The organism is Pseudomonas aphyarum (assembly GCF_028657055.1).
GTDB classification, from domain to species: Bacteria; Pseudomonadota; Gammaproteobacteria; order Pseudomonadales; family Pseudomonadaceae; genus Aquipseudomonas; species Aquipseudomonas aphyarum.
Genome location: NZ_JAMDGS010000017.1, coordinates 1 through 20,735, shown reverse-complemented (window position 1 = coordinate 20,735; position 20,735 = coordinate 1). Strand labels below are relative to the sequence as shown.

Annotated in this window: 18 protein-coding genes; 6 read left to right on the top strand and 12 right to left on the bottom strand. The window is 61.1% G+C overall.

Annotated elements, in window-relative coordinates:
- Window positions 1-75: 75 nt before the first annotated feature.
- The 5 genes from M5G18_RS25245 to M5G18_RS25225 form a co-directional block, all read right to left on the bottom strand.
- Window positions 76-777, bottom strand: a complete 702-nt coding sequence (locus M5G18_RS25245; protein WP_003222380.1) for an ABC transporter ATP-binding protein — start codon at window positions 775-777, stop codon at window positions 76-78.
- Window positions 778-1,545, bottom strand: a complete 768-nt coding sequence (livG, locus tag M5G18_RS25240; protein WP_007959160.1) for a high-affinity branched-chain amino acid ABC transporter ATP-binding protein LivG — start codon at window positions 1,543-1,545, stop codon at window positions 778-780. It abuts the gene before it with no gap.
- Window positions 1,542-2,798 (bottom strand): high-affinity branched-chain amino acid ABC transporter permease LivM, encoded by a 1,257-nt coding sequence (locus M5G18_RS25235; RefSeq protein WP_273896470.1) that lies wholly within the window; start codon window positions 2,796-2,798, stop codon window positions 1,542-1,544. Before M5G18_RS25235 ends, livG begins: the two co-directional genes overlap by 4 nt.
- Window positions 2,795-3,718, bottom strand: a complete 924-nt coding sequence (gene livH / locus M5G18_RS25230) for a high-affinity branched-chain amino acid ABC transporter permease LivH (RefSeq protein ID WP_007959165.1) — start codon at window positions 3,716-3,718, stop codon at window positions 2,795-2,797. The genes M5G18_RS25235 and livH overlap by 4 nt, the downstream gene beginning before the upstream one ends.
- 231 nt (window positions 3,719-3,949) lie before the next feature.
- Window positions 3,950-5,077: a branched-chain amino acid ABC transporter substrate-binding protein gene (locus M5G18_RS25225; protein WP_273896471.1), complete on the bottom strand. Its 1,128-nt coding sequence runs from the start codon at window positions 5,075-5,077 to the stop codon at window positions 3,950-3,952.
- Between the two features lie 352 nt (window positions 5,078-5,429).
- Here M5G18_RS25225 and M5G18_RS25220 point away from each other — a divergent pair, with 352 nt between their 5' ends.
- The gene (locus M5G18_RS25220) at window positions 5,430-5,735 is read left to right on the top strand and encodes a DUF2288 domain-containing protein (RefSeq protein WP_007959169.1); all 306 of its coding nucleotides are present in this window, start codon (window positions 5,430-5,432) and stop codon (window positions 5,733-5,735) included.
- A gap of 318 nt (window positions 5,736-6,053) precedes the next feature.
- Here M5G18_RS25220 and M5G18_RS25215 read toward each other — a convergent pair whose 3' ends face one another.
- A complete protein-coding gene (locus M5G18_RS25215) occupies window positions 6,054-8,255 on the bottom strand; it encodes a hypothetical protein (protein ID WP_085605382.1) in 2,202 nt (733 codons plus the stop codon).
- A 197-nt stretch (window positions 8,256-8,452) separates the two neighbouring features.
- Here M5G18_RS25215 and M5G18_RS25210 point away from each other — a divergent pair, with 197 nt between their 5' ends.
- The gene (locus M5G18_RS25210; protein WP_273896472.1) at window positions 8,453-9,349 is read left to right on the top strand and encodes an NAD(P)-dependent oxidoreductase; all 897 of its coding nucleotides are present in this window, start codon (window positions 8,453-8,455) and stop codon (window positions 9,347-9,349) included.
- On the opposite strand, the gene M5G18_RS25205 is transcribed toward M5G18_RS25210, so the two are convergent.
- Together M5G18_RS25205 and M5G18_RS25200 are read right to left on the bottom strand one after the other, a co-directional pair.
- Window positions 9,240-11,522: a putative bifunctional diguanylate cyclase/phosphodiesterase gene (locus M5G18_RS25205; protein ID WP_273896473.1), complete on the bottom strand. Its 2,283-nt coding sequence runs from the start codon at window positions 11,520-11,522 to the stop codon at window positions 9,240-9,242. The two genes, M5G18_RS25210 and M5G18_RS25205, sit on opposite strands and share 110 nt — an antisense overlap.
- 163 nt (window positions 11,523-11,685) lie before the next feature.
- Window positions 11,686-12,039, bottom strand: a complete 354-nt coding sequence (locus M5G18_RS25200; protein ID WP_007959180.1) for a YkgJ family cysteine cluster protein — start codon at window positions 12,037-12,039, stop codon at window positions 11,686-11,688.
- A 303-nt stretch (window positions 12,040-12,342) separates the two neighbouring features.
- On the opposite strand from M5G18_RS25200, the gene M5G18_RS25195 reads away from it, so the two are divergent.
- Window positions 12,343-13,692 (top strand): spinster family MFS transporter, encoded by a 1,350-nt coding sequence (locus M5G18_RS25195; RefSeq protein ID WP_240870896.1) that lies wholly within the window; start codon window positions 12,343-12,345, stop codon window positions 13,690-13,692.
- 69 nt (window positions 13,693-13,761) lie between these two features.
- Here the strand turns inward: M5G18_RS25195 and rapA are convergent, their stop codons facing one another.
- Window positions 13,762-16,608, bottom strand: a complete 2,847-nt coding sequence (gene rapA, locus M5G18_RS25190) for an RNA polymerase-associated protein RapA (protein WP_102686611.1) — start codon at window positions 16,606-16,608, stop codon at window positions 13,762-13,764.
- Window positions 16,609-16,851: 243 nt separating this feature from the next.
- On the opposite strand from rapA, the gene M5G18_RS25185 reads away from it, so the two are divergent.
- Window positions 16,852-17,193 (top strand): hypothetical protein, encoded by a 342-nt coding sequence (locus tag M5G18_RS25185; protein ID WP_007959194.1) that lies wholly within the window; start codon window positions 16,852-16,854, stop codon window positions 17,191-17,193.
- Here M5G18_RS25185 and M5G18_RS25180 read toward each other — a convergent pair.
- The 3 genes from M5G18_RS25180 to M5G18_RS25170 all read right to left on the bottom strand — a co-directional run bounded on the left by M5G18_RS25180 (window position 17,163) and on the right by M5G18_RS25170 (window position 19,796).
- Window positions 17,163-18,374, bottom strand: a complete 1,212-nt coding sequence (locus M5G18_RS25180; protein ID WP_273896474.1) for an aminotransferase class V-fold PLP-dependent enzyme — start codon at window positions 18,372-18,374, stop codon at window positions 17,163-17,165. The genes M5G18_RS25185 and M5G18_RS25180 overlap by 31 nt on opposite strands.
- Window positions 18,371-18,841, bottom strand: coding sequence for a RidA family protein (locus tag M5G18_RS25175; RefSeq protein ID WP_273896475.1), 471 nt, complete (start codon window positions 18,839-18,841; stop codon window positions 18,371-18,373). Before M5G18_RS25175 ends, M5G18_RS25180 begins: the two co-directional genes overlap by 4 nt.
- 88 nt (window positions 18,842-18,929) lie before the next feature.
- Complete coding sequence (locus M5G18_RS25170) at window positions 18,930-19,796, bottom strand: LysR substrate-binding domain-containing protein (RefSeq protein ID WP_273896476.1); 867 nt, start codon at window positions 19,794-19,796, stop codon at window positions 18,930-18,932.
- Between the two features lie 185 nt (window positions 19,797-19,981).
- Here M5G18_RS25170 and M5G18_RS25165 point away from each other — a divergent pair, with 185 nt between their 5' ends.
- Window positions 19,982-20,143, top strand: coding sequence for a hypothetical protein (locus tag M5G18_RS25165; protein WP_007959203.1), 162 nt, complete (start codon window positions 19,982-19,984; stop codon window positions 20,141-20,143).
- Between the two features lie 145 nt (window positions 20,144-20,288).
- On the top strand, window positions 20,289-20,405 hold the full coding sequence (gene ccoM / locus M5G18_RS28915; protein ID WP_007959205.1) for a cytochrome c oxidase subunit CcoM: 117 nt from the start codon (window positions 20,289-20,291) through the stop codon (window positions 20,403-20,405).
- The last annotated feature ends 330 nt before the right edge of the window (window positions 20,406-20,735 follow it).

The window sequence follows — 20,735 nt, the reverse complement described above, 5'->3', positions numbered from 1 at the left end:
TACAGCGATCGGTAAAAGTTTTTTTGCCGGGCACAAAAAAACGGCCCGAAGGCCGTTTTTTTTTGAAGCGATCGATCAACCGCCGAGGTACGCCTCGCGCACTTTCGGGTCGGTCAGCAGCGCTTCGCCGGTGCCTTGCATCACCACCCGGCCGTTCTCCAGAACGTACGCACGGTCAGCGATTTTCAGCGCCTGGTTGGCGTTCTGCTCGACCAGGAACACCGTCACACCGTCCTTGCGCAGCTGTTCGATGATGTCGAAGATCTGCTGGATGATGATCGGTGCCAGGCCCAGCGACGGTTCGTCGAGCAACAGCAGTTTCGGCTTGCTCATCAGCGCACGGCCGATGGCGAGCATTTGCTGTTCGCCGCCGGACATGGTGCCGCCGCGCTGGTTGAAGCGTTCTTTCAGGCGTGGGAAAAGTCCGAGAACCTTGTCCATCTGTTCCTGATAGTCGCCCTTGTCGGTGAAGAATCCGCCCATGGACAGGTTTTCTTCGACGGTCAGACGGGCAAACACCCGACGACCTTCCGGTACTACGGCGATGCTCTTGCGCATGATCTGCGACGAGTCCTGGCCGACCAGTTCCTCACCCATGTAGCGGATGCTGCCGCTGTGGGCCTGCGGCGAACCGCACAGCGTCATCAGCAGCGTGGACTTGCCGGCACCGTTGGCGCCGATCAGGGTCACGATCTCGCCCTGGCGGACTTCGACGTTGACGCTGTGCAGGGCCTGGATCTTGCCGTAGAAGGTGGAAACGTTTTCGAACTGCAGCATTTACGCTTCCCCCAGGTAGGCTTTGATCACTTCAGGATTGTCGCGGATCTGTTCCGGCGTGCCGTCGGCCAGAGGCGTGCCCTGATTGATCACGACGATATGGTCGGAAATGCTCATGACCAGTTTCATGTCGTGTTCGATCAGCAGCACGGTCACGTTGTGCTCTTCACGCAGCACGCTGATCAGCGCCTTGAGGTCTTCGGTTTCCTTCGGGTTCAGGCCGGCGGCCGGTTCGTCGAGCATGAGGATCCGCGGGCGGGTCATCATGCAGCGGGCGATTTCCAGACGACGCTGCTGACCGTAGGCCAGGGTGCCGGCGGGGCGGTTGGCGAACTCTTTCAGGTTGACCTTTTCCAGCCAGTACTCGGCGAACTCCATGGCCTCGCGCTCGCTCTTGCGAAACGCCGGGGTCTTGAACAGGCCGGACAGGAAGTTGGTGTTCAGGTGACGGTGCTGGGCGATCAACAGGTTCTCGACCGCCGTCATGTCCTTGAACAACCGCACGTTCTGGAAGGTGCGCACCACGCCTTTGAGGGCGATCTTGTGGCCCGGCAGGCCGTGAATCGGCTCGCCGTCCAGCAGGATGCTGCCGCCCGATGGCTGGTAGAAACCGGTCAGGCAGTTGAACACGGTGGTCTTGCCCGCGCCGTTCGGCCCGATCAGTGCAACCACCTGTTTTTCCTTCACGGTCAGGGCCACACCGTTGACCGCCAGCAGGCCGCCGAAGCGCATGCTCAGATTTTCGACTTTCAGGATCTCGCGGCTCATTTGCGCAGCTCCATGTGAGGACGTTGCATGGGCAGCAGACCTTGAGGTCGCCAGATCATCATCAGCACCATCAGGGCGCCGAACATCAACATGCGGTACTCACTGAACTCACGCATCATTTCCGGCAGCAGGATCATCACCACGGCCGCGAGAATCACGCCCAGCTGCGAGCCCATGCCGCCCAGCACCACGATGGCGAGGATGATGGCGGACTCGATGAAGGTGAACGATTCCGGCGTCACCAGACCCTGACGGGCGGCGAAGAAGCTGCCGGCGAAACCGGCAAATGCCGCGCCGAGGGTGAACGCCGAGAGCTTGATCACGGTCGGGTTGAGACCCAGCGCACGGCAGGCGATTTCGTCTTCACGCAGCGCTTCCCACGCACGGCCGATCGGCATGCGCAGCAGGCGGTTGATCACGAACAGCGCCGCCAGCGCCAGCAACAGAGCAACCAGGTAGAGGAAGATCACCTTGTTGATCGAGTTGTATTGCAGGCCGAAATATTCGTGGAAGGTTTGCATCCCTTCTGCGGCTTTACGTTCGAAGGTCAGGCCGAAGAACGTCGGTTTCTCGATGTTGCTGATGCCGTTCGGGCCGCCAGTGATATCGGTCAGGTTACGCAGGAACAGGCGGATGATTTCCCCGAAACCGAGGGTCACGATCGCCAGGTAGTCGCCGCGCAGACGCAACACCGGGAAGCCGAGCAGGAAGCCGAACGTCGCCGCCATCAGGCCGGCAATCGGCAGGCAGATCCAGAAGCTCAGGCCGTAGTAGTGCGACAGCAGCGCGTAGCTGTAGGCGCCGACGGCGTAGAAGCCGACGTAACCCAGGTCGAGCAGACCGGCCAGACCGACCACGATGTTCAGGCCCAGGCCGAGCATCACGTAGATCAGGATCAGCGTCGCGATGTCCACCGCGCCACGGGAGCCGAAGAACGGCCACACCAGCGCACCGATGATCAGCGCGATGATGAAGTAGCGTTGGGTGGTCGGCAGGGTCAGGACGTTGCTGGCCTTGGCCGGGATCAGCGGCATGCCCGGCGACGAACGCCACGCCTTGCTGATCTGCTGGTTGAACAGCACCCGCAGGAACATCAGCACCGAGCAGATGGCGATGGTCGCCAGAATGGCCGGGCTGGTGTTGTGCACTTCCAGGTTGATGCCGACGATGGTCAGTTTCAGACCCAGTACCGGATAGGCCACGGCCCAGACCAGCAAGGCGCTGAACAGCGCCTGTTTAAGATTCCTAGTCATACTTTCTCAACCTCCGGACGGCCCAGAATGCCGGTCGGACGGAACAACAGCACCAGAACCAACAAGCCGAAAGCCACGACGTCCTTGTACTGGTCGCCGAAGATATCGGCGCCAAAGGCTTCCGCCACCCCGAGCACCAGCCCGCCGAGCATGGCGCCGGGGATGCTGCCGATCCCGCCCAGTACCGCGGCGGTGAAGGCCTTGAGGCCGACGAGGAAACCGGCGTTCGGGTTGATCACGCCGTATTGCATGCTCAGCAGCACGGCCGCGACGGCCGCCAGCGCAGCACCGATGACGAAGGTCAGGGCGATGATGTTGTTGGTGTTGATGCCCAGCAGGTTGGCCATCTTGATGTCTTCGGCGCAGGCGCGGCAGGCGCGGCCCAGGCGAGAGCGCGAGATGAACAGCGTGAGGCCGAGCATGGCGATCAGGGTCACCACGAACACCACGATTTGCATGTAGGAAATCAGCACTTCATGTGCGCCACCTGGGCCGAAGGCGAAGTTGCCCGGAATCAGGTTGGGGATTGCTTTGTCCTTGGAGTCTTGCGCCAGCAGAACCGTGTTCTGCAGGAAGATCGACATACCGATCGCGGAAATCAGCGGGATCAGACGGTTGCTGCCGCGCAACGGGCGGTAAGCAATGCGTTCGATGCTGTAACCGTAGGAACTGGTGACGACGATGCTGGCGATGAACGCCACGGTCATCAACAGCGGGACGCTTTCGAGTCCCATCATGGTCAGCCCGGCGATGGCGATGAACGCCACGTAGGAACCGATCATGTACACCTCGCCGTGGGCGAAGTTGATCATTCCAATGATGCCGTAGACCATCGTGTAGCCGATGGCGATCAGGGCATACATGCTGCCAACGTTCAAGCCGTTAACCAGCTGTTGGAAGAAGTGATAGATGTCAGGCATTACAGCGCTCCTAAAAACCTGATACGCATTTCACTGGTGGAGTCATTTTCCCGCCCGGTCCCGTGGATCTTTATCCACTTCGAATCCGGGTTTTGCCAGCGAACCGCTGATGACGGTTTTGAGATTTTCAGGTGGGGAGACTGGCGGATCACGCCAGCGCGGCCCAATACATTCGTAAAACAAAGCCCACGGCACGCCGTGGGCTTTATTGGCAGTCAGTCAGGCAGCGCCTTACTGAGGCGACACTTCGGTTTTAGGTTTGCCGTTGTGCCACTCGTAGACCACGAATTTGAAGTCCTTCAGGTCGCCCTTGGCGTCGAAGCTCAGGTCGCCAGTCGGAGTCTTGAAGGAACCGGCGTGAATGGCTTCAGCCACTTTCGCAGGGTCTTCGGATTTGGCAGCAGCGATACCGCCGACAATCACTTCAACAGCCGAGTAGGACGGGAACACGAACGGGCCGCTCGGGTCTTCTTTCTTCGCTTTGAATGCATCAGCCAGCGCAACGTTGGCAGGATCCTGGTCGAAGGATTTCGGCAGGGTTACCAGCAGACCTTCGGCAGCGTCTTTGGCGATCTGGGTGATCGAGTCGTTACCCACGCCTTCCGGACCCATGAACTTGGCTTTCAGGCCTTTTTCCTGGGCTTGACGCAGGATCAGACCCAGCTCCGGGTGGTAGCCGCCGTAGTAGACGAAGTCGACGTTGGCTTGCTTGAGCTTGGCGATGATCGCGGAGAAGTCCTTGTCGCCGGCGTTGATACCTTCGAAGACGGCAACCTTGGTGCCTTTCTTCTCGAGGGTGGATTTGACGGCGGTGGCGATGCCTTCACCGTACTGCTGCTTGTCGTGCAGCACGCCGACAATTTTCGGCTTCACGTGATCGGCGATGTAGTTACCGGCGGCAGGGCCCTGGGCGCTGTCCAGACCGATGGTTCGGAAGATCATTTTGTAACCACGAGCGGTGATGTCCGGGCTGGTGGCGGCCGGGGTGATCATGATCACGCCTTCGTCTTCGTAGATGTCCGAAGCAGGCTGGGTGGAGCTGGAGCACAGGTGACCGACCACGAACTTGACGCCGTCGTTGACGACCTTGTTCGCTACGGCTACCGCTTGTTTCGGATCGCAAGCGTCATCGTATTCAACGGCTTCGAGTTTCTTGCCGTCTACGCCGCCTTTGGCGTTGATCTGCTCGATGGCCATTTTCGCGCCACTGAACTGCATGTCGCCGTACTGGGCTACTGGACCGGTTTTAGGGCCGGCGATACCGATCTTGATGGTGTCAGCTGCGAACGAATGGCTGGCAACCCCGGCCAGAACCATAGCGGCAAACAGTTTGGAAATCTGCTTAGTAGCCTTAGTCATAGTGCTCCACTCTTACTGTTGTATTTTTTTAGAGTCCTGACGCCGTAGCAGCAGAACCGGGACAGATATCTAGGCGATACCCTCCGGAAAAGCCCCCGGCAACTGTACCGGTACAGTGTAGAGCGCCGGTTGTTGGCCTGGGAAGCTGGCGCCAGGGGGCAAAACCTGAGGGTGTCGCTTAAATGAAAGAAAAAGACAGAATTGCGGCGGGACGTTCAGAGGGCTTATACCCCAATCATCAGCATTCCTTGGCGTTCCTGCTCTTTTCGTTCGGTACGGCCTTTTGCAACCGGGTTTTTCTGCCGGACCACCGACGTTATCATTCGCGCTGATTTCTTTTCCGGACAGTCCCATGAATCAAGAACCTAGCACCCTCTATGCCAAGCTGCTTGGTGAAACCGCATCTATTACCTGGAAAGAGCTGGAGCGCTTCTACGCCCAGGGTGCCCTATTGTGGGTCGACGCCAGCCTGGATTTGATCGCGGTCGCCGAGGCCGTGGCGTCGGATCAGGGCGAGAAAGTCGCTGCCTGGCTGGCCGAAGACAAGGTCGCGAAGCTGTCTGAAACGCGGGCGCTGGATATTTTCGAGCGCGATCCCGAGATGTGGGCGGTGGTGGTCCGGCCGTGGATCCTGGTCCAGGAAAGGGCAGCGGCCTGACGGGTTGCACCTTGTTGGTGCGGGTGCTGGCCGGTAAAAAGTGTGTAGCGGAGTAGCGTGATGGCCGATTGCCGTAGAGAAATGCCACAAGCGCGGGTGGCATAACGGTGACGTAAACGTAACGGGCACAGTTTAGTAAGCAGCCTAACGGCTGCTTAATTGTTTCGGGATGTTGGGAAGGCTGAAATCTTCAGGGAATTTCGGGGCCTCATCGCTGGCAAGCCAGCTCCCACAGGGTCCGAGTGAATACAAATATTGTGGACACCACGAAAACTGTGGGAGCTGGCTTGCCAGCGATTGGGGCGACGCGGTCTTTGATCAGACCGAGTAAGACTTGCCAGTATGGTTATTCAGCGAGATGACCTTGGTCTTGCCGATCCGGTGACGGTAGATCTCGCGCAGGTACTTGATCGACTTCTTCACGCAATCGCGCGACAGGCGAATGTCGTTGATCGAGACAAACTTCTCTTTGTCGTTGATCAGCTCGCGATACTTCTTCTCGTACATCGGCTTGATCGCGTACCAGTTGGTATCGAGGATCTTCGCCGGGTTCTCGAATTCGTTGAGCAGGTCGTCGATGCGGTCTTCGTCGAATTCTTCGTTGATGATGAAGTCGAGGATCGAGTTGTCCAGGGTCTCGTCGAAACGGTACGGCGTTTTGGCGAAGCAACGTTTGATGAACGCCACGATCAGCGTCAGGAAGTCGTCCGACAGGCACGGGCTCTTGGCGATCAGGGTGGTCAGCGACAGGTTGGCCGAGGCGCCGATCACCAGCGCGTAACGCTTGAGCGTGGTGTTGGGGAACAGGCTGTTGAGGTGGGTCTTCAACCGGTTCAGGTCCATGTACGACAGCTTGTAGTCTTTCGGCAGCGAAACGATCGAGACCACCGATGAGCAGTTCTTGAAGAAATGCAGGTCATGCAACGCAGCCGCGTCGTAACCGGAATTCTTGTACTGCTCGAGCGAAGCGCGATAACGCTTGGACTCGATCGGCAGCAGGCTGATGCCTTCGATGGCCTGGGTCACCTTGTTGAAGTGCGGCAGGTCGATCGAGCGGAAGAACAGGTCGTCGATGTTCAGGCGCTGCGGTTCTTTGTCGAACACCTTGAACTTGTCGCTGCTCGGCGGCGGGGTTTCCGGCACCACGGATTCGGCGTACGCAATCGCCACCGGGCCGGCCAGACTCATGAACAGGTCGTTGGCGTCCAGGCGAATGGTCTCGCCGATGTCGATGCCGGCACGACGGAAATAGTTCTGGTCGTAGTCGGTCGTGACCGCCTGAGCCGTCAGAATGTTGAAGATCTGCTGCGAGATGTACTGGTTGGCGTGCTTCTCCATCGCATTGACATCAATGTTCTGGATGTTGCCGTCATCGCTCTCTTCGGCGTAACGCATGATGTCGTTGGAGATCAGCATCATCGCGTTCCATGGGCGGATACGGCCCATGACGCTGGCTTCGCTGCTGTCTTCGTTGGCGAAGTTGTACGAGAAATCCCATTCTTCCGAGAGGTATTTGCACAGCAGACGACCGGCGTTGATGTGCAGCGCCTCGGACATTTCGCTGCGGTGGTCGGAAATGTTCGGCAGCACGCAGATGCCGCTGGTGAAGATCGGTTCGAATACGAACGAATGACCGCTCTTGCCGTCGTGCTCGTCCATCGGCTTGGTGTCGAACGTCTTGTTCATGTACGAGTGCTGCTGGGCCAGGCCGAATTCCGAGGCCATGCCCGAACCGGTGCCGCCGCCGGCACTGAAGATCGAGAAATACAGGCGCGACTGGTTGGCCTTGATGCCGCAGCTGTCGATCAGGTACGAGTGGATCATTTTCCAGTCAGGGCTGGAGAAACGCTGGGTGTCCTTGTTCAGGATGATCTTCGCCAGGTACTGGCCGAGGATCGGCGCGTTACCGGCGCCACCGGCGTGGACTTCCGACAAGTCCATGATCTTCATCTTGCTGTAGTCGCGCAGGAAGCCGCTTTTTTCGCCCTTGCGCGAGAAACGGATACGGCCGGCGATGTCCTTGTCGAGGTCGCCGAGCATCACCAGCGGTTCCACCAGGAACACCGGTTTGCTGCCCTTGTTCGGGCCGATCCGCAGGTTGGTCTTGATCCACTGGGCCGGGCTGTAGCCCTTGTCGGCCAGGCGACGATCGCTCGAAGGGCGATCTTCGTTGTTGAATTCGTTGAGGTAGAACTTGCGCGCGTTGTACACCAGCTCCGCCACGTCGAGGGCAATGTTGGAGCCGCAGCGACCGAGGCCGATCAGGCACACCGACGGGAATTCCTGATCGTTGTGCTGTTCGTTGTCGCCTTCCAGGTGCGGCGGGCGCGGGAACACCAGATCACGCAGGCCATCGAGGTTGTCGAGGATGCGGTCAGTATTGGTTTCGGTGAAATACAGGTATTGCTGGGTGCCCAGCGGGCGCGAGGGTGGCAATGGCTTCATCGGGGCAGGGCTGTTCGCCGCAGGGCTCAGAGTCAGATCGGATACCGCAGTGGCCGGATTGTTTTTAGAAGTCATTGTGCGCCATATACCTGGACTGGTTGGATCAACGACCGCTGTCGTCGAGCCTCACGGAATGGGAATCTCGCGTCTTTTTTCTGCGCGTGTTTTGCCCGTGCGTCAGGGACTTTGCCTGAGTGCCGCGCGGGGGAATCCTTTCCTGATCGATGATGAATCGGCCATTATTCGGCGATCTTTAATCAAAAGGAGGCTAAATGATGTCAACGCGACCTTCGTTGGGGTTTGCCGGAATCGGCCTGATGGGCCTGCCGATGTGCCGCCGCTTGCTGGCCGCCGGTTATCCACTGACCGTGTGGAACCGCAACCCGGCCAAGTGCGCGCCGCTGGTCGAGGCTGGCGCCCGGCAGGTGGCGAGCCCCGCTGAACTCTGTGAACAGGCTGACGTGGTGATGCTGTGCCTGGCGGACACGGCGGTGGTGCGCGAGGTGGTGTTCGGCCCGGCCGGCGTGGCTGAGGGGGCGAAACCCGGTCAGTTGCTGGTGGATTTTTCCAGCCTCGAACCGACGGCTACCCGTGAGATGGCAGCCGAACTGGCCGGCAAGACAGGCATGGCCTGGCTCGATTCGCCGGTGTCCGGCGGGGTGGTCGGGGCCGAGGCCGGCAGTCTGGCGATCATGGTCGGCGGTGATGCAGCGGACCTTGATCGCGTGCGACCGGTATTGCTCGAACTCGGGCAGCGCGTCACGCACATGGGCGGCGTGGGCGCCGGTCAGGTGACCAAGGCCTGCAATCAGATGATTGTCGCCTGCAACGCCTTGGTAATTGCCGAAGTGGTGGCGCTGGCCGAACAGGCCGGAGTGGATGCAACTCTGATCGCCGAGGCCTTGGCCGGTGGTTTTGCCGATTCCAGACCGTTGCAGATCCTCGCCCCGCAAATGGCCGAAAGCCGTTTCGAGCCGGTGAAGTGGCACGTGCGCACGCTGCTCAAGGATCTGGATACCGCCGTGAAGTTTTCCCGGGAAACCGGCTCGGCGACGCCGATCAGCGGATTGGCCGCACAACTGATGCGCCTGCATGGGGCACAAGGCTTTTTGCAGAAGGATCCAGCGACACTGGTGCAAATGTACCGCGCGCCAGACTCAGCGGATTGACCGTGTGCGCGTGTTTGCGCTGATTGATTTCCTCCAGCACCGGGCGCAGTTCGGCCAGTGGCACCGGGCGGCTGAGCAGGTAACCCTGAATGAAGTCGCAGCCCGAGCGCTCAAGAAACTCGTATTGCTCCAGGCTTTCGACGCCTTCGGTGACCACCTGCAAGTGCAGGGTGTGCGCCATGACGATGATCGCCTGGACGATCTCCATGTCGGCGGTGGCCTTGGGAATGTCGAGGATGAAAGAGCGGTCGACCTTGAGGGTGTTGAGCGGCAGGCGCTTGAGATAGGCCAGCGACGAATAACCGGTGCCGAAGTCATCGATTGACAGTGACACGCCGAGGGCGCGGATCTGCCGCAGCAGCACCAGGGTGTTGGCGATGTTGCCCATCAAGGCGTTTTCGGTGACTTCCAGTTCCAGACGTTCCGGGGCGACCCCGGCGCTGCGCAAGGCGTGCTCGATCTCATTGGCCAGTTCTTCCCGGGCCAGATTCAGCGGTGAGCAGTTCCAGGCAATCTTCAGTTCTTCGCAGCCATGGCGCGACAGTTCGCCGAGGTCTTCACAGGCCTTGCGCAGAACCCAGTTGTCGAGCTCGGCGATCAGGCCGTTGTTTTCGGCGATGGCGATAAAGCGATCCGGAGGCAGCAGGCCGTGCACCGGGTGCTGCCAGCGGATCAGCGCTTCGAGCTTGGTGACCTTGCCGGTCTTGAGTTCGAAGATCGGCTGGTAATACAGCAGCAGACCGTTCTCCTGACGCAGGGCGTGGCGCAGCTCTTCCTCCAGTTGCAGTTCGAGGCTGGCGCGGTTCTTCAGGTTGGAATCGAAGAAGTGCACGCCGTTGCGCCCGGCGCCCTTGGATTGGTACAGCGCCAGATCCGCGTGCTTGAGCAGTTCATCGCAGGTGGAACCGTCCTCGGGAAACAGGCTGATGCCGATGCTGGTGGTCATCACCATGCGCCGTCCGGCGAGTTCGATCGGCTCCTTCATCTTGAGCATGATGCGCTGGGCAAGGTTGCGCGCTTCTTCGCGGTCGCGCAGGCCGATGAGGATGCAAAACTCGTCGCCGCCGAACCGTGCCACCACGTCGTCATGGCTGCGCACCGAGCTTTTGATTTGTTGGGCGATGACCTTGAGCAGTTCGTCGCCAGCGTCATGGCCGAGGCTGTCGTTGATGCGTTTGAAGTGGTCGATGTCGAGAAACATCACCGCCAGCATCCCGCCTTCGCTGGATTTCTGGCTGAGTTTTTCGGCGAAGATCTGATTGAAACCGCGCCGGTTGATCAGATTGGTCAGGGCGTCGTAGTTGGCCACGTGCTGCAGCGACATGCGTGCCTGATCGAGCTGGCTGAGCAGGGCGTTGACCCGACGCAGATCGTGCTCCTTGTTCTGCAGCTTCTTGTCGGCCAATGCGGCGCTGATGGCGCTGCCGAGAATCAGCAAAGTGATCAGGGCGACGGTCAGGCCCAGCTGCAAGTGACCGGTTTGCGACGCCAATGTCGGCAATTGCCCCTCGGACAGCACCAGTTGCAGCGCCGCCATGCCGGTGAAGTGCATGCTGAGGATGCCGGCGCCGAGAATAAACGCGGCCAGGTACTTGAGCATCTGGATGTGCAGGCCGCTGCCCTCGCGTAGGTAACCGGCCACCCACAGCGCGGCGAAGCTGGCGCCGATGGCGATCACGATCGATGACACGAACAGGGTGGGTTCGTAGTAAGCCGTGGCGGCGGATTCGATGGCGGCCATGCCGACGTAGTGCATGCCGGCGATGCCCAGGCCGATAACGATGGCGGTCTTGAGGTATTGCAGCAGACTCGGCTGCGGATGGCTGAGGGTGTGCATGGCCAGCCAGGACGCCAGTAACGCGATCACCAGGGAAAACAGGGTCACGGGCAGGTCGTACTGAATATCGATCGGCGCCTGAAACGCCAGCATGCTGATGAAGTGCATGGCCCAGATTCCGCCGGCCAGGCAGGTTGCGCCGATCCAGCGCCACAGTCGTTGCGAGCCGGGTTCTTCGGCGTGGGCGACCCGTTCGGCCATGTCGAGGGTGGCGAAACTCGCGGCGCAGGCGACCAGGTAGGCCACCAGCACCAACAGGGGATTGTGAGTGCAATTGAGGATGACCTGCCCGCTCTCCGGCTGCTCGGCAACAAATTGCAAACCAAGCCACTCCATAGCATGCCCCGTCTCTGAGTGCGTCCTTACTGCGTCATCAACGCAGGCGAATGTTTGGAGTATAGAGGCGGTTTTTTGCGTGCAAGCGGTAGTGGCACATTGGCGCTAATGATTTTGGCATGACTGTCATAGCGTTTGGCGCTAAGTGGTGAAACGCCTGAACTCAGGCGACTTCGTTCCAGTGCGGTTGCAGCGGCGGCAGGCCGAAACGGGCACGGGCCTTGTCGCAGTCGGTGTTCTGTTCGCCGTTTTCCCACGACGCTTCGAACTCGCGGCAGGGGCTGGAACGCTTGTCGTAGATCGTGCAGGCCACCGATTTTCCGACTTCGCCCTCCAGCGCGGTACAACGCGGCGCCTTGCGGTCGGTACCGATCATCGCGACCCGGCTGGGCGTGATCTGGGTGACCAGCTCATCGGGCACGGTTCCGCCGGAGGATGCGCATTCACCCCAGAAAAAAGAAACACGAAAATGGGAACAGCAGGCACCGCAATTCAGACACGGACTGACTTCGGACATGGGCGGGGGTATCAAAGGGATTGATCGGCAGGATCCGGACGGATCCGGCGGCCATTCTAGGCTTTGCCACGGCGTTGGGAAGGGGGGGGGGAAAGTATTTTTTCATTGCCGGATTTTTCCGCAAAACCCCCGGTTTTCGGGGGATTCGAAGCATTTCAAGGGCTTACGTTTCGTTACACGGCCATGGCCCGTCATCAGGCTGACGAATGATCACAGACAGCCCCGACGAGCGTGACTAGATTGCAGGTTCCGGGCTCGGATGCGTTGGCAGTGAAGCCCCAATAACAATAAAGAGACGGACCCATGCAGAACTCGACCCAAGCGGCGAATGCCTGGCGCATTCTGTTCCTGCTGTTCCTCGCCAACCTGTTCAACTTCTTCGACCGCACCATCCCGGCGATCATCATCGAACCGATCCGCATGGAGTGGCACCTCAGCGACTTTCAGCTGGGGATTGTCGGCACTGCGTTCACCATCGTTTATGCCATTGCCGGCCTGCCGCTTGGGCGCATGGCCGACACTGGCTCGCGCAGCAAACTGATGGGCTGGGGCCTGGCGACCTGGAGCGCGCTGACGGCGGTCAACGGTCTGGTCGGCAGTTTCTGGAGTTTCCTGCTGGTGCGCATGGGCATCGGCATCGGTGAAGCCAGTTACGCGCCCGCCGCCAACTCGCTGATCGGCGACCTGTTCCCGGCTCATCGCCGGGCGCGGGCCATGGGTATTTTCATGCTCGGTCTGCCGTTGGGGCTGTTGCTGGCCTTCTTCACCATCGGCTGGATGGTCAAGGCGTTCGACAGCTGGCGCGCGCCGTTCTTCATCGCCGCCGTACCGGGGCTGCTGCTGGCGGTGTTCATGTTCTTCATCAAGGAACCCAAACGTGGCGCGGCGGAAACCGTGCAGGTGTCGCAGGAGAAAGTCGATAAACCGATCCGCCGGATTCTCGCCGTGCCGACCTTCCTGTGGCTGGTGATGGCCGGGCTGTGCTTCAACTTCGCGACCTACGCCTGCAACTCGTTCCTGGTGCCGATGCTCCAGCGTTATTTCCTGATGCCGTTGCAGGAAGCAGCGGTGGCGACCGGGGTGATCGTCGGCGTGACCGGGTTGATCGGCCTGACCCTCGGTGGCTGGATCGCCGACAAGATTCACCAGCGGGTGGCCAACGGGCGACTGCTGTTCGCCGCGTTCAGTCTGATCATCTCGACCCTGTGCACGGCGTGGGCACTGCATGCCGGGCGCATCGAGATCGGGGTGTTTGTCGCAGTGTTCAGCGTTGGCTGGCTGTTTGCCTACAACTTCTACACCTGCGTTTACACGGCGATTCAGGACGTGGTCGAGCCACGCCTGCGGGCCACGGCGATGGCGCTGTTCTTTGCCGGGTTGTATTTGCTCGGTGGCGGTCTGGGTCCGGTGGTGGTGGGCGGCTTGTCGGATCACTTCGCCAAGTCGGCGATGGTCTCGGCGGGCGCCGAGCAAATGACCGAAGCGTTCAAGGCCGTCGGCCTGCATGATGCGATGTACCTGATTCCGGTGGCGCTGTTCCTGACCATGGTGTTCCTGTTCCTCGCGTCGCGCTGCTTTGTGCGGGATGCGAAGCGGATGAAGGAAGGGCTGGTGGCGGTGGTTGAGCCGCAGAGTCAGGCCGTTACCGCTTGATCGGACAGGCAAACAAAAAGGCCCGCATCGCTGCGGGCCTTTTCATTTTTGGCGATGGAGCAGGGCGGTTTAGCCCGCCACCAGCACCCGGATCGCTTCCAGTCGCAGCGCTGCCTTGTCGAGCATCGCCAGACCTTGTTCACGCTGCTTGCGCAGGGCGTCCAGTTCGCTGTCGCGCACGGTCGGGTTGACCGCTTGCAATGCGGTCAGGCGTGCCAGTTCTTCGTCGGTGTCGGCTGCCAGACGGCGGCGGGCCTCGGCCACGCGCTCGGCGTGGCGCGGGGTGACCTTGTCTTCACCGGCGTTGATCCGTGGCGTCAGCTGATCGCGCTGGGCCTGGATGAACTTGTTGGCGCTGGCGCGCGGCACGCTTTCCAGTTGATCGTTGAGGGTTTCGAACGCCACGCGCGACGACAGGTCGTTGCCGTTGGCATCGAGCAGGCAGCGCAGGGCGGCCGGCGGCAGGTAACGGCCCAGTTGCAGCGAACGCGGGGCAACCACTTCGCTGACGTAGAGCAATTCCAGCAAAACAGTGCCTGGCTTGAGCGCCTTGTTCTTGATCAGCGCGACGGCGGTGTTGCCCATCGAGCCGGACAGCACCAGATCCATGCCGCCCTGCACCATCGGGTGTTCCCAGGTGATGAACTGCATGTCTTCGCGCGACAGCGCCTGGTTGCGGTCGTAGGTGATGGTCACGCCTTCGTCGTCGCCCAGCGGGAAGCTGGCGTCGAGCATCTTCTCGCTCGGTTTGAGGATCAGGGCGTTTTCCGAATGGTCTTCGCTGTCGATGCCGAAGGCGTCGAACAGGGTTTCCATGTAGATCGGCAGGGCGAACTGATCGTCCTGCTCGAGGATGTCCTCGACCAGCGCTTCACCTTCGCCGGCGCCGCCGGAGTTGAGTTCCAGCAGACGGTCGCGACCGGTATGCAGCTCGGCTTCCAGACGCTCGCGCTCGGTGCGCGCCTCGTCGATCAGCGCTTGCCACTCGCCGTCATCGGCTTCTTCGAGCAGCGGCAGCAGGCGCGGGCCGAACTGATGCTGCAAGGCGTTGCCGGTCGGGCAGGTGTTGAGGAACGCGTTCAGGGCTTCGTGGTACCACTGGAACAGGCGCTCTTGCGGGCTGGTTTCCAGGTACGGCACGTGCAGTTCGATGATGTGCTTCTGGCCGATCCGGTCGAGACGACCGATCCGCTGCTCCAGGAGGTCCGGGTGCGACGGCAGATCGAACAGCACCAGATGGTGGGCGAACTGGAAGTTGCGGCCTTCACTGCCGATTTCCGAGCAGATCAGCACTTGTGCACCGAACTCTTCGTCGGCGAAGTAGGCGGCGGCGCGGTCACGCTCGAGGATGTTCATGCCTTCGTGGAACACCGTGGCCGGGATGCCGGAGCGCACGCGCAGGGCGTCTTCCAGGTCCATCGCGGTTTCGGCATGGGCGCAGATCACCAGCACTTTGGTGCGCTTGAGCATTTTCAGCTGGTCGATCAGCCACTCGACGCGCGGGTCGAATTTCCACCAGCGTTCTTCTTCGCTGGCGTCCGGCTGGGCCTGGAAGCTGACTTCCGGGTACAGCTCGGCGTGTTCGCCCAGCGGCAGCTCGAGGTATTCGTCCGGGCATGGCAGCGGGTACGGGTGCAGTTTGCGCTCCGGGAACCCCTGCACGGCGGCGCGGGTGTTACGGAACAGCACGCGGCCGGTGCCGTGGCGGTCGAGCAGTTCACGCACGAGGCGGGCGCTGGCTTCGGTGTCGCCATCGTTGACGGCGGTGAGCAGGGCTTCACCTTCGTTGCCGAGGAAACCGTGGATGGTCTTGTGCGCGGCCGGCGACAGGCGACCCTTGTCCAGCAGCTCCTGAACGGCTTCGGCCACCGGGCGATAGTTTTCGCTCTCGGCGCGGAAGGCGGCCAGGTCATGGAAACGGTTCGGATCGAGCAGGCGCAGACGGGCGAAGTGGCTGTCCTGACCGAGTTGTTCCGGGGTGGCGGTGAGCAGCAGCACGCCGGGAATGACTTCTGCCAGTTGTTCAACCAGCGAGTATTCCGGGCTGACTTTCTCTTCGTGCCACACCAGGTGGTGGGCTTCGTCGACCACCATCAGGTCCCAGCCCGCAGCGAACAGTGCGTCCTGCGCCTTTTCATCGTCGACCAGCCACTCCAGCGCCACCAGGGCCAGCTGGGTGTCTTCGAACGGGTTGGTGGCATCGCTTTCGATGAAGCGTTCTTCGTCGAACAGCGCGACCTGCAGGTTGAAACGGCGGCGCATTTCCACCAGCCATTGGTGCTGGAGGTTTTCCGGAACCAGGATCAGCACGCGGTTGGCGCGCCCCGACAGCAGCTGGCGATGGATCACCAGACCGGCTTCGATGGTCTTGCCCAGACCCACTTCGTCCGCCAGCAATACGCGCGGTGCGATACGGTCGGCGACTTCACGGGCAATGTGCAACTGGTGGGCGATCGGTTGTGCGCGCACGCCGCCCAGACCCCACAGCGCGGACTGCAACTGGCGGCTGGTGTGTTCCAGGGTGTGATAGCGCAGGGAGAACCAGGCCAGCGGGTCGATCTGGCCGGCGAACAGACGGTCGCTGGCCAGACGGAACTGAATGAAGTTCGACAGCTGGGTTTCCGGCAGGGTGACCGCTTCGTTCTGCGCGTTGAGGCCGTGATAGACCATCAGGCCGTCGACGTCGTCGACTTGCTGGACAGTCATCTTCCAGCCTTCGAAGTGCGTGATCGAATCGCCCGGCGAGAACCGCACGCGGGTGAGGGGCGCATTCCGTAGCGCGTACTGGCGAGTCTCGCCAGTGGCCGGGTAAAGCACGGTCAACAAGCGGCCGTCCTGTGCCAGAACGGTGCCTAAACCAAGCTCTGCTTCGCTGTCACTGATCCAGCGTTGCCCCGGTTGATACTGCTGCGCCATGCTGCCTGACTCCCACCTTGAAAAAGCGGGCTATCTTAACGGAATGAGGGCCCGAGGCCAAAGGATAAGGAGCCTCGGCCCGGCTTTTAACCGCAATCGGCCAATTGCAGGGAAGATTAGGTCATGCATCGGTTTTAAGGGATGTTGCGGCACCCTTGAGTGCCAAACCGGTCACAAGTTTGCGACCGATGGCTCAAGGCACCCCTGGCGCCGCCGATAACCTGCTGACAGGAGACCCTTCATATGCTGCCACCGATGCTCCCCCTGAGCGCCGTGCCGATCACCTCCCAGCAGGATCCGATCCGCCAGCGACCGGATATTCCCCCTGTGGTGCCGGTGCAGGAAAGCTCCAACGAAAGCACCATCGACCTGCAAAAGCGCGACCCGGAAGAGGACGGCTATCTGCTGCGCGAAGAGCAGCGCCGCCAGCAGGAACGTGATCGCCGTCGCCGCGAAGCCGACGACGACCCCGAAGCGCACCTCGCCGTGCCGGGCACCGAACTTAATGCCGACAACACCGTGCCGGTGGCGCCGTTGATGGAAGATCAGCCGCGTCAGGGGCTTTGGGTCGACATCGAAATCTGAGGCCGGGCGGCCAGCTCCATCAGGTTTTCCAGCAACACGTCGATCTCTTCTTCTGTGTTCAAGTAGCTCACCGCCACCCGCGCAATATTCGTCAGCCCGCGCGCCTGCATGTCCAGCGGTGTGTAGGCCACGCCATTGGCGCCGATGTTGATTCGCCGTTCGGCCAACGTCTGCTTCAGCGCCACGCTGTCCCAGCCTTCAAGGGTGAAGGCGATCAGCCCGGATTGCTGATTGGCTGCTCCGAGATCCCGCAGCGTCAGGCCGGGAATCGCCTTCAGGCGTTGGCGCAATCCGTTGCTCATTTGTTGGATGCGCCGGCGGACGGGGATCGCACCGAGGCGGTTGTATTCTTCCAGCGCATTGGCCAGCCCGGCCAGCAGGGCCAGCGACACTTCACTGGTTTCAAAGCGGCGCGCGTCGTCGCGCAGGGTAAAGCGCTTGCCATCCCACGGCGCCGACAATACATCGCGTTGCACGGGGAGCAACCGTTGCAAAAAATGCGGCCGGATGTACATCAGCGCCGTGCCGCGCGGCCCGCGCAGGAACTTGCGCCCGGCACCCTTGAGCACATCGCACTGCAAGTCTTGAACATCGCAAGGCAACTGGCCCAGCGCCTGACCGGCGTCGATGAAATAGGGGATGCCGTGGCGCCGCGCCACGCTGCCGATCTGCGCGGCAGGGTTGATCAGGCCGCCGTTGGCCGGCAGCCAGGTCAGAGCGATCAGCCGTACCTGGCCGTCGATCATCTGCGCCAGGGCGTGCGGGTCGACCGCACCGTAGGCGTCACAAGGAATCACTTCGAGCCGCGCGCCAGCCTTCACCGCTTCGGCCATGCACGCCAGATTGCCGGCCCATTCATGGCGTCCTACCAGAATCCGTTCGCCGGGCTGCCACGGCCCCAGCGCGTTGAACGCCTGGCTCCAGGCTGCCGAGCCGCTGCTGGCGAAGGCGATGTCTTCGGGCTGGGCGTTGAGCAGGGCGGCGGCCGCGTTGCGCGCGCGTTCCTGTACCCGGTTGTCCGCCGCCTCCATCGGCCCGCCGAGCGCTTCGCGTTGCAACTGTTCGATGACTGCATCGAGGGTGGCCTGGCTGGGCAGCGAGGCGCCGGCGTGGTTGAAGTGGATGACCTGAGCGCAGCCGGGTGTGGCTGCGCGCAGACGCAGGATGTCGTCGATGTTCACGGTTTGAGCTCGAAGATCGCGTCGATTTCCACCGCGACGCCCGCAGGCAGGCTCGACACGCCAACTGCGGTGCGCACATGCCGGCCCTTGTCGCCGAGGGCGTTGACCAGCAGGTTCGAGGCCCCGTTGGCGACGACGCCCTGAGCCTTGAAGTCCGGTGTGGCGGCCACGAAAACCCCGAGGCGCAGGATCCGCACCAGTTTCGACAGGTCATCGCCCAGTGCATGGCTCAACTGGGCGAGCAGGCCCAAGGCAGCCAGTTCGGCGGCGTTGACCCCTTCTTCGTCGGAGATCGCTTCGCCCAGTCGCCCGATGAACGCAGGTTTGCCGTCGATCAGTGGAATCTGACCGGAGATGAACAGATGGTTCTGGCTGCCCACATGGTTGACGTAATTGGCGATCGGCTGGCTCGGTGCGGGCAGGCGCAGGCCGAGTTGTTGAACGCGTTGGCTGAGGGAATCGGTCATGGGAAGTCCTCCTGAGTGAGGGCTTCAGCATGTTGTGGCGAGGGAAGGGCGACAAACGGATAGATTTAATCCGAAGCATCCAAAAAACTCATGCGTCCGCGGTTTCCTCCAGCCATTGGCAGAAATTTTGTGCCGCCGATGTGGGCGGGCGTTGCGGGGTGACCAGCCAATAACCGATCTCGCCAAGCATCGCCGGTGTGTCGAAGGCCGGCACCAGCGCGCCTTCCTTGATCCGCCGTTCGATCATTCGCTGGCGACCCATGGCAATGCCCTGACCGGCGACGGCCGCTTCGACGACGATGTTGTAGTCGTGCAGCATGACGCTGGGCACATGAGCCAGATCGATGCCGCTGTGTTGCTGCCAGTCGATCCATTCAAACGGCTGGTGCGACTTGGCCATCAGCAACGGCCCGTTGTTCACGCCTTTGGCCTTGAAGGCCGGGCTGCACACTGGCGTCAGGGTTTCAGCCATGAACCGGCGGGCCTGAACTTTCGGCCAGCCGCCCTTGCCGTAGCGGATCGCCAGATCCACCTCGCCGGCGTCGACATCGGCCAGTTGCACGGCGGGCAGCAGCTCGACATGGATGTTCGGGTATTTCGCGTTGAAATCCGCCAGACGCGGCGCCAGCCATAAAGTGGCGAAAGAGGCGAGCAGACCGATGCGCAGGGTGGTGGGGCGCTCGCCGCGCAGGTCGTGGGTGGCGGCGGCAATCGCGGCGAGGGCCGGCTGGATTTGCCAGTAATACTGTTCGCCGGCGGGTGTCAGATCGATCGCCCGGGTGCGGCGCACGAACAGTCGCTGATCGAGGAATTCTTCGAGTTTGTGCACCTGATGGCTGATCGCGCTTTGGGTCACCGACAGCTCATCGGCAGCCTTGATGAAACTCAAATGGCGGGCCACGGCCTCAAAGGCGCGCAAGGCCATCAGCGGTGGCAGATCCTGATGCAGGGGCACGGCGCAGATCCTTCGGGTTCAGGGCGAGGCGCCGATTGTGCGGGCAAATCCGGTGGGCGGTACATGAATTGTTGTAGAGCGTTTAGGTCAGTGGCTGGTCAGCGCCCGCGTCAGGCCGCATTATTGGCGCAGTCCTGTCGGTGATCCGGCAGTTGTGATTCAGTCCAAGCGATGCACCGAACGCCATGAGCCAAGACGACAAGCTGATCGACCTCAACACCGAACGCGCCAAGCGGGTTCATGACCTCAACGAGAAGCGCCTGAATGAAGTTCGCCAGGCTTTCGAGCAGGCCATGCCTTTGGGTAAGCCGAAGAAAAAGCCGAAAAACAAACCGAAAAAGCGTTGATCTCCCCTGCATCCGTTGATGCAGGTCAGTTATTTCCCTTCCTTACCTCCCCATGGTGACCGGCATTGATCCCGGTCAATTCCTGCGCCTGCCTGATTGGTTAACTTAGTTCCATCGCAGCAGAGCAGGGGCCAGGAGGCCAGTCATGTTTTTCGATAACGTGGTGTTTGCCGGGGTCCTGACTGTGGGGCTGATGGTTCTGTTTTTTGCAGGGTTTGGATTTTTTATCTGGAAGGATGCGAACAAGCGCAAGAAGCCTTGATTCTTCCGGGTTTGATGAGCACGCAAGGCATTTTGGGCAACTTCGGTTGCCCTTTTTTTTGTGTATTGGCGGCCTTTGGGCCGACCATGCTTTGGGTGTTTTTTGTGAATATCCGTTTTTGCGGGTGTTGCGGCTGGCGGTTTCGCCCTTACGGCGAGTCCCTTTGGCAAACGCCCCAAAGGAACCAAAGGTCTGGGCCCCTGCGTTCGGCGCCTCGCTGAGGCTCGGTGTTCCTTCGTTCCGGGATTCATCCGGGGGCATCGCCTACGGTTTGCTTCGCTGCACCTCCTCTCGATGCATGCGGCTTCGCCGCACGGTCGCTGCGCTCCC

Bases quoted from the DNA above. Each gene is read 5' to 3' on its own strand.
- M5G18_RS25245 (WP_003222380.1), bottom strand. From the start codon at position 777: ATGCTGCAGTTCGAAAACGTTTCCACCTTCTACGGCAAGATCCAGGCC.
- M5G18_RS25200 (WP_007959180.1), bottom strand. From the start codon at position 12,039: ATGTCCGAAGTCAGTCCGTGTCTGAATTGCGGTGCCTGCTGTTCCCAT.
- M5G18_RS25220 (WP_007959169.1), top strand. From the start codon at position 5,430: ATGAATCAAGAACCTAGCACCCTCTATGCCAAGCTGCTTGGTGAAACC.
- rapA (WP_102686611.1), bottom strand. From the start codon at position 16,608: ATGGCGCAGCAGTATCAACCGGGGCAACGCTGGATCAGTGACAGCGAA.
- M5G18_RS25195 (WP_240870896.1), top strand. From the start codon at position 12,343: ATGCAGAACTCGACCCAAGCGGCGAATGCCTGGCGCATTCTGTTCCTG.
- M5G18_RS25185 (WP_007959194.1), top strand. From the start codon at position 16,852: ATGCTGCCACCGATGCTCCCCCTGAGCGCCGTGCCGATCACCTCCCAG.
- M5G18_RS25205 (WP_273896473.1), bottom strand. From the start codon at position 11,522: ATGGAGTGGCTTGGTTTGCAATTTGTTGCCGAGCAGCCGGAGAGCGGG.
- M5G18_RS25225 (WP_273896471.1), bottom strand. From the start codon at position 5,077: ATGACTAAGGCTACTAAGCAGATTTCCAAACTGTTTGCCGCTATGGTT.
- ccoM (WP_007959205.1), top strand. From the start codon at position 20,289: ATGTTTTTCGATAACGTGGTGTTTGCCGGGGTCCTGACTGTGGGGCTG.
- M5G18_RS25215 (WP_085605382.1), bottom strand. From the start codon at position 8,255: ATGACTTCTAAAAACAATCCGGCCACTGCGGTATCCGATCTGACTCTG.
- M5G18_RS25235 (WP_273896470.1), bottom strand. From the start codon at position 2,798: ATGACTAGGAATCTTAAACAGGCGCTGTTCAGCGCCTTGCTGGTCTGG.
- M5G18_RS25175 (WP_273896475.1), bottom strand. From the start codon at position 18,841: ATGACCGATTCCCTCAGCCAACGCGTTCAACAACTCGGCCTGCGCCTG.
- livH (WP_007959165.1), bottom strand. From the start codon at position 3,718: ATGCCTGACATCTATCACTTCTTCCAACAGCTGGTTAACGGCTTGAAC.
- livG (WP_007959160.1), bottom strand. From the start codon at position 1,545: ATGAGCCGCGAGATCCTGAAAGTCGAAAATCTGAGCATGCGCTTCGGC.
- M5G18_RS25210 (WP_273896472.1), top strand. From the start codon at position 8,453: ATGATGTCAACGCGACCTTCGTTGGGGTTTGCCGGAATCGGCCTGATG.
- M5G18_RS25165 (WP_007959203.1), top strand. From the start codon at position 19,982: ATGAGCCAAGACGACAAGCTGATCGACCTCAACACCGAACGCGCCAAG.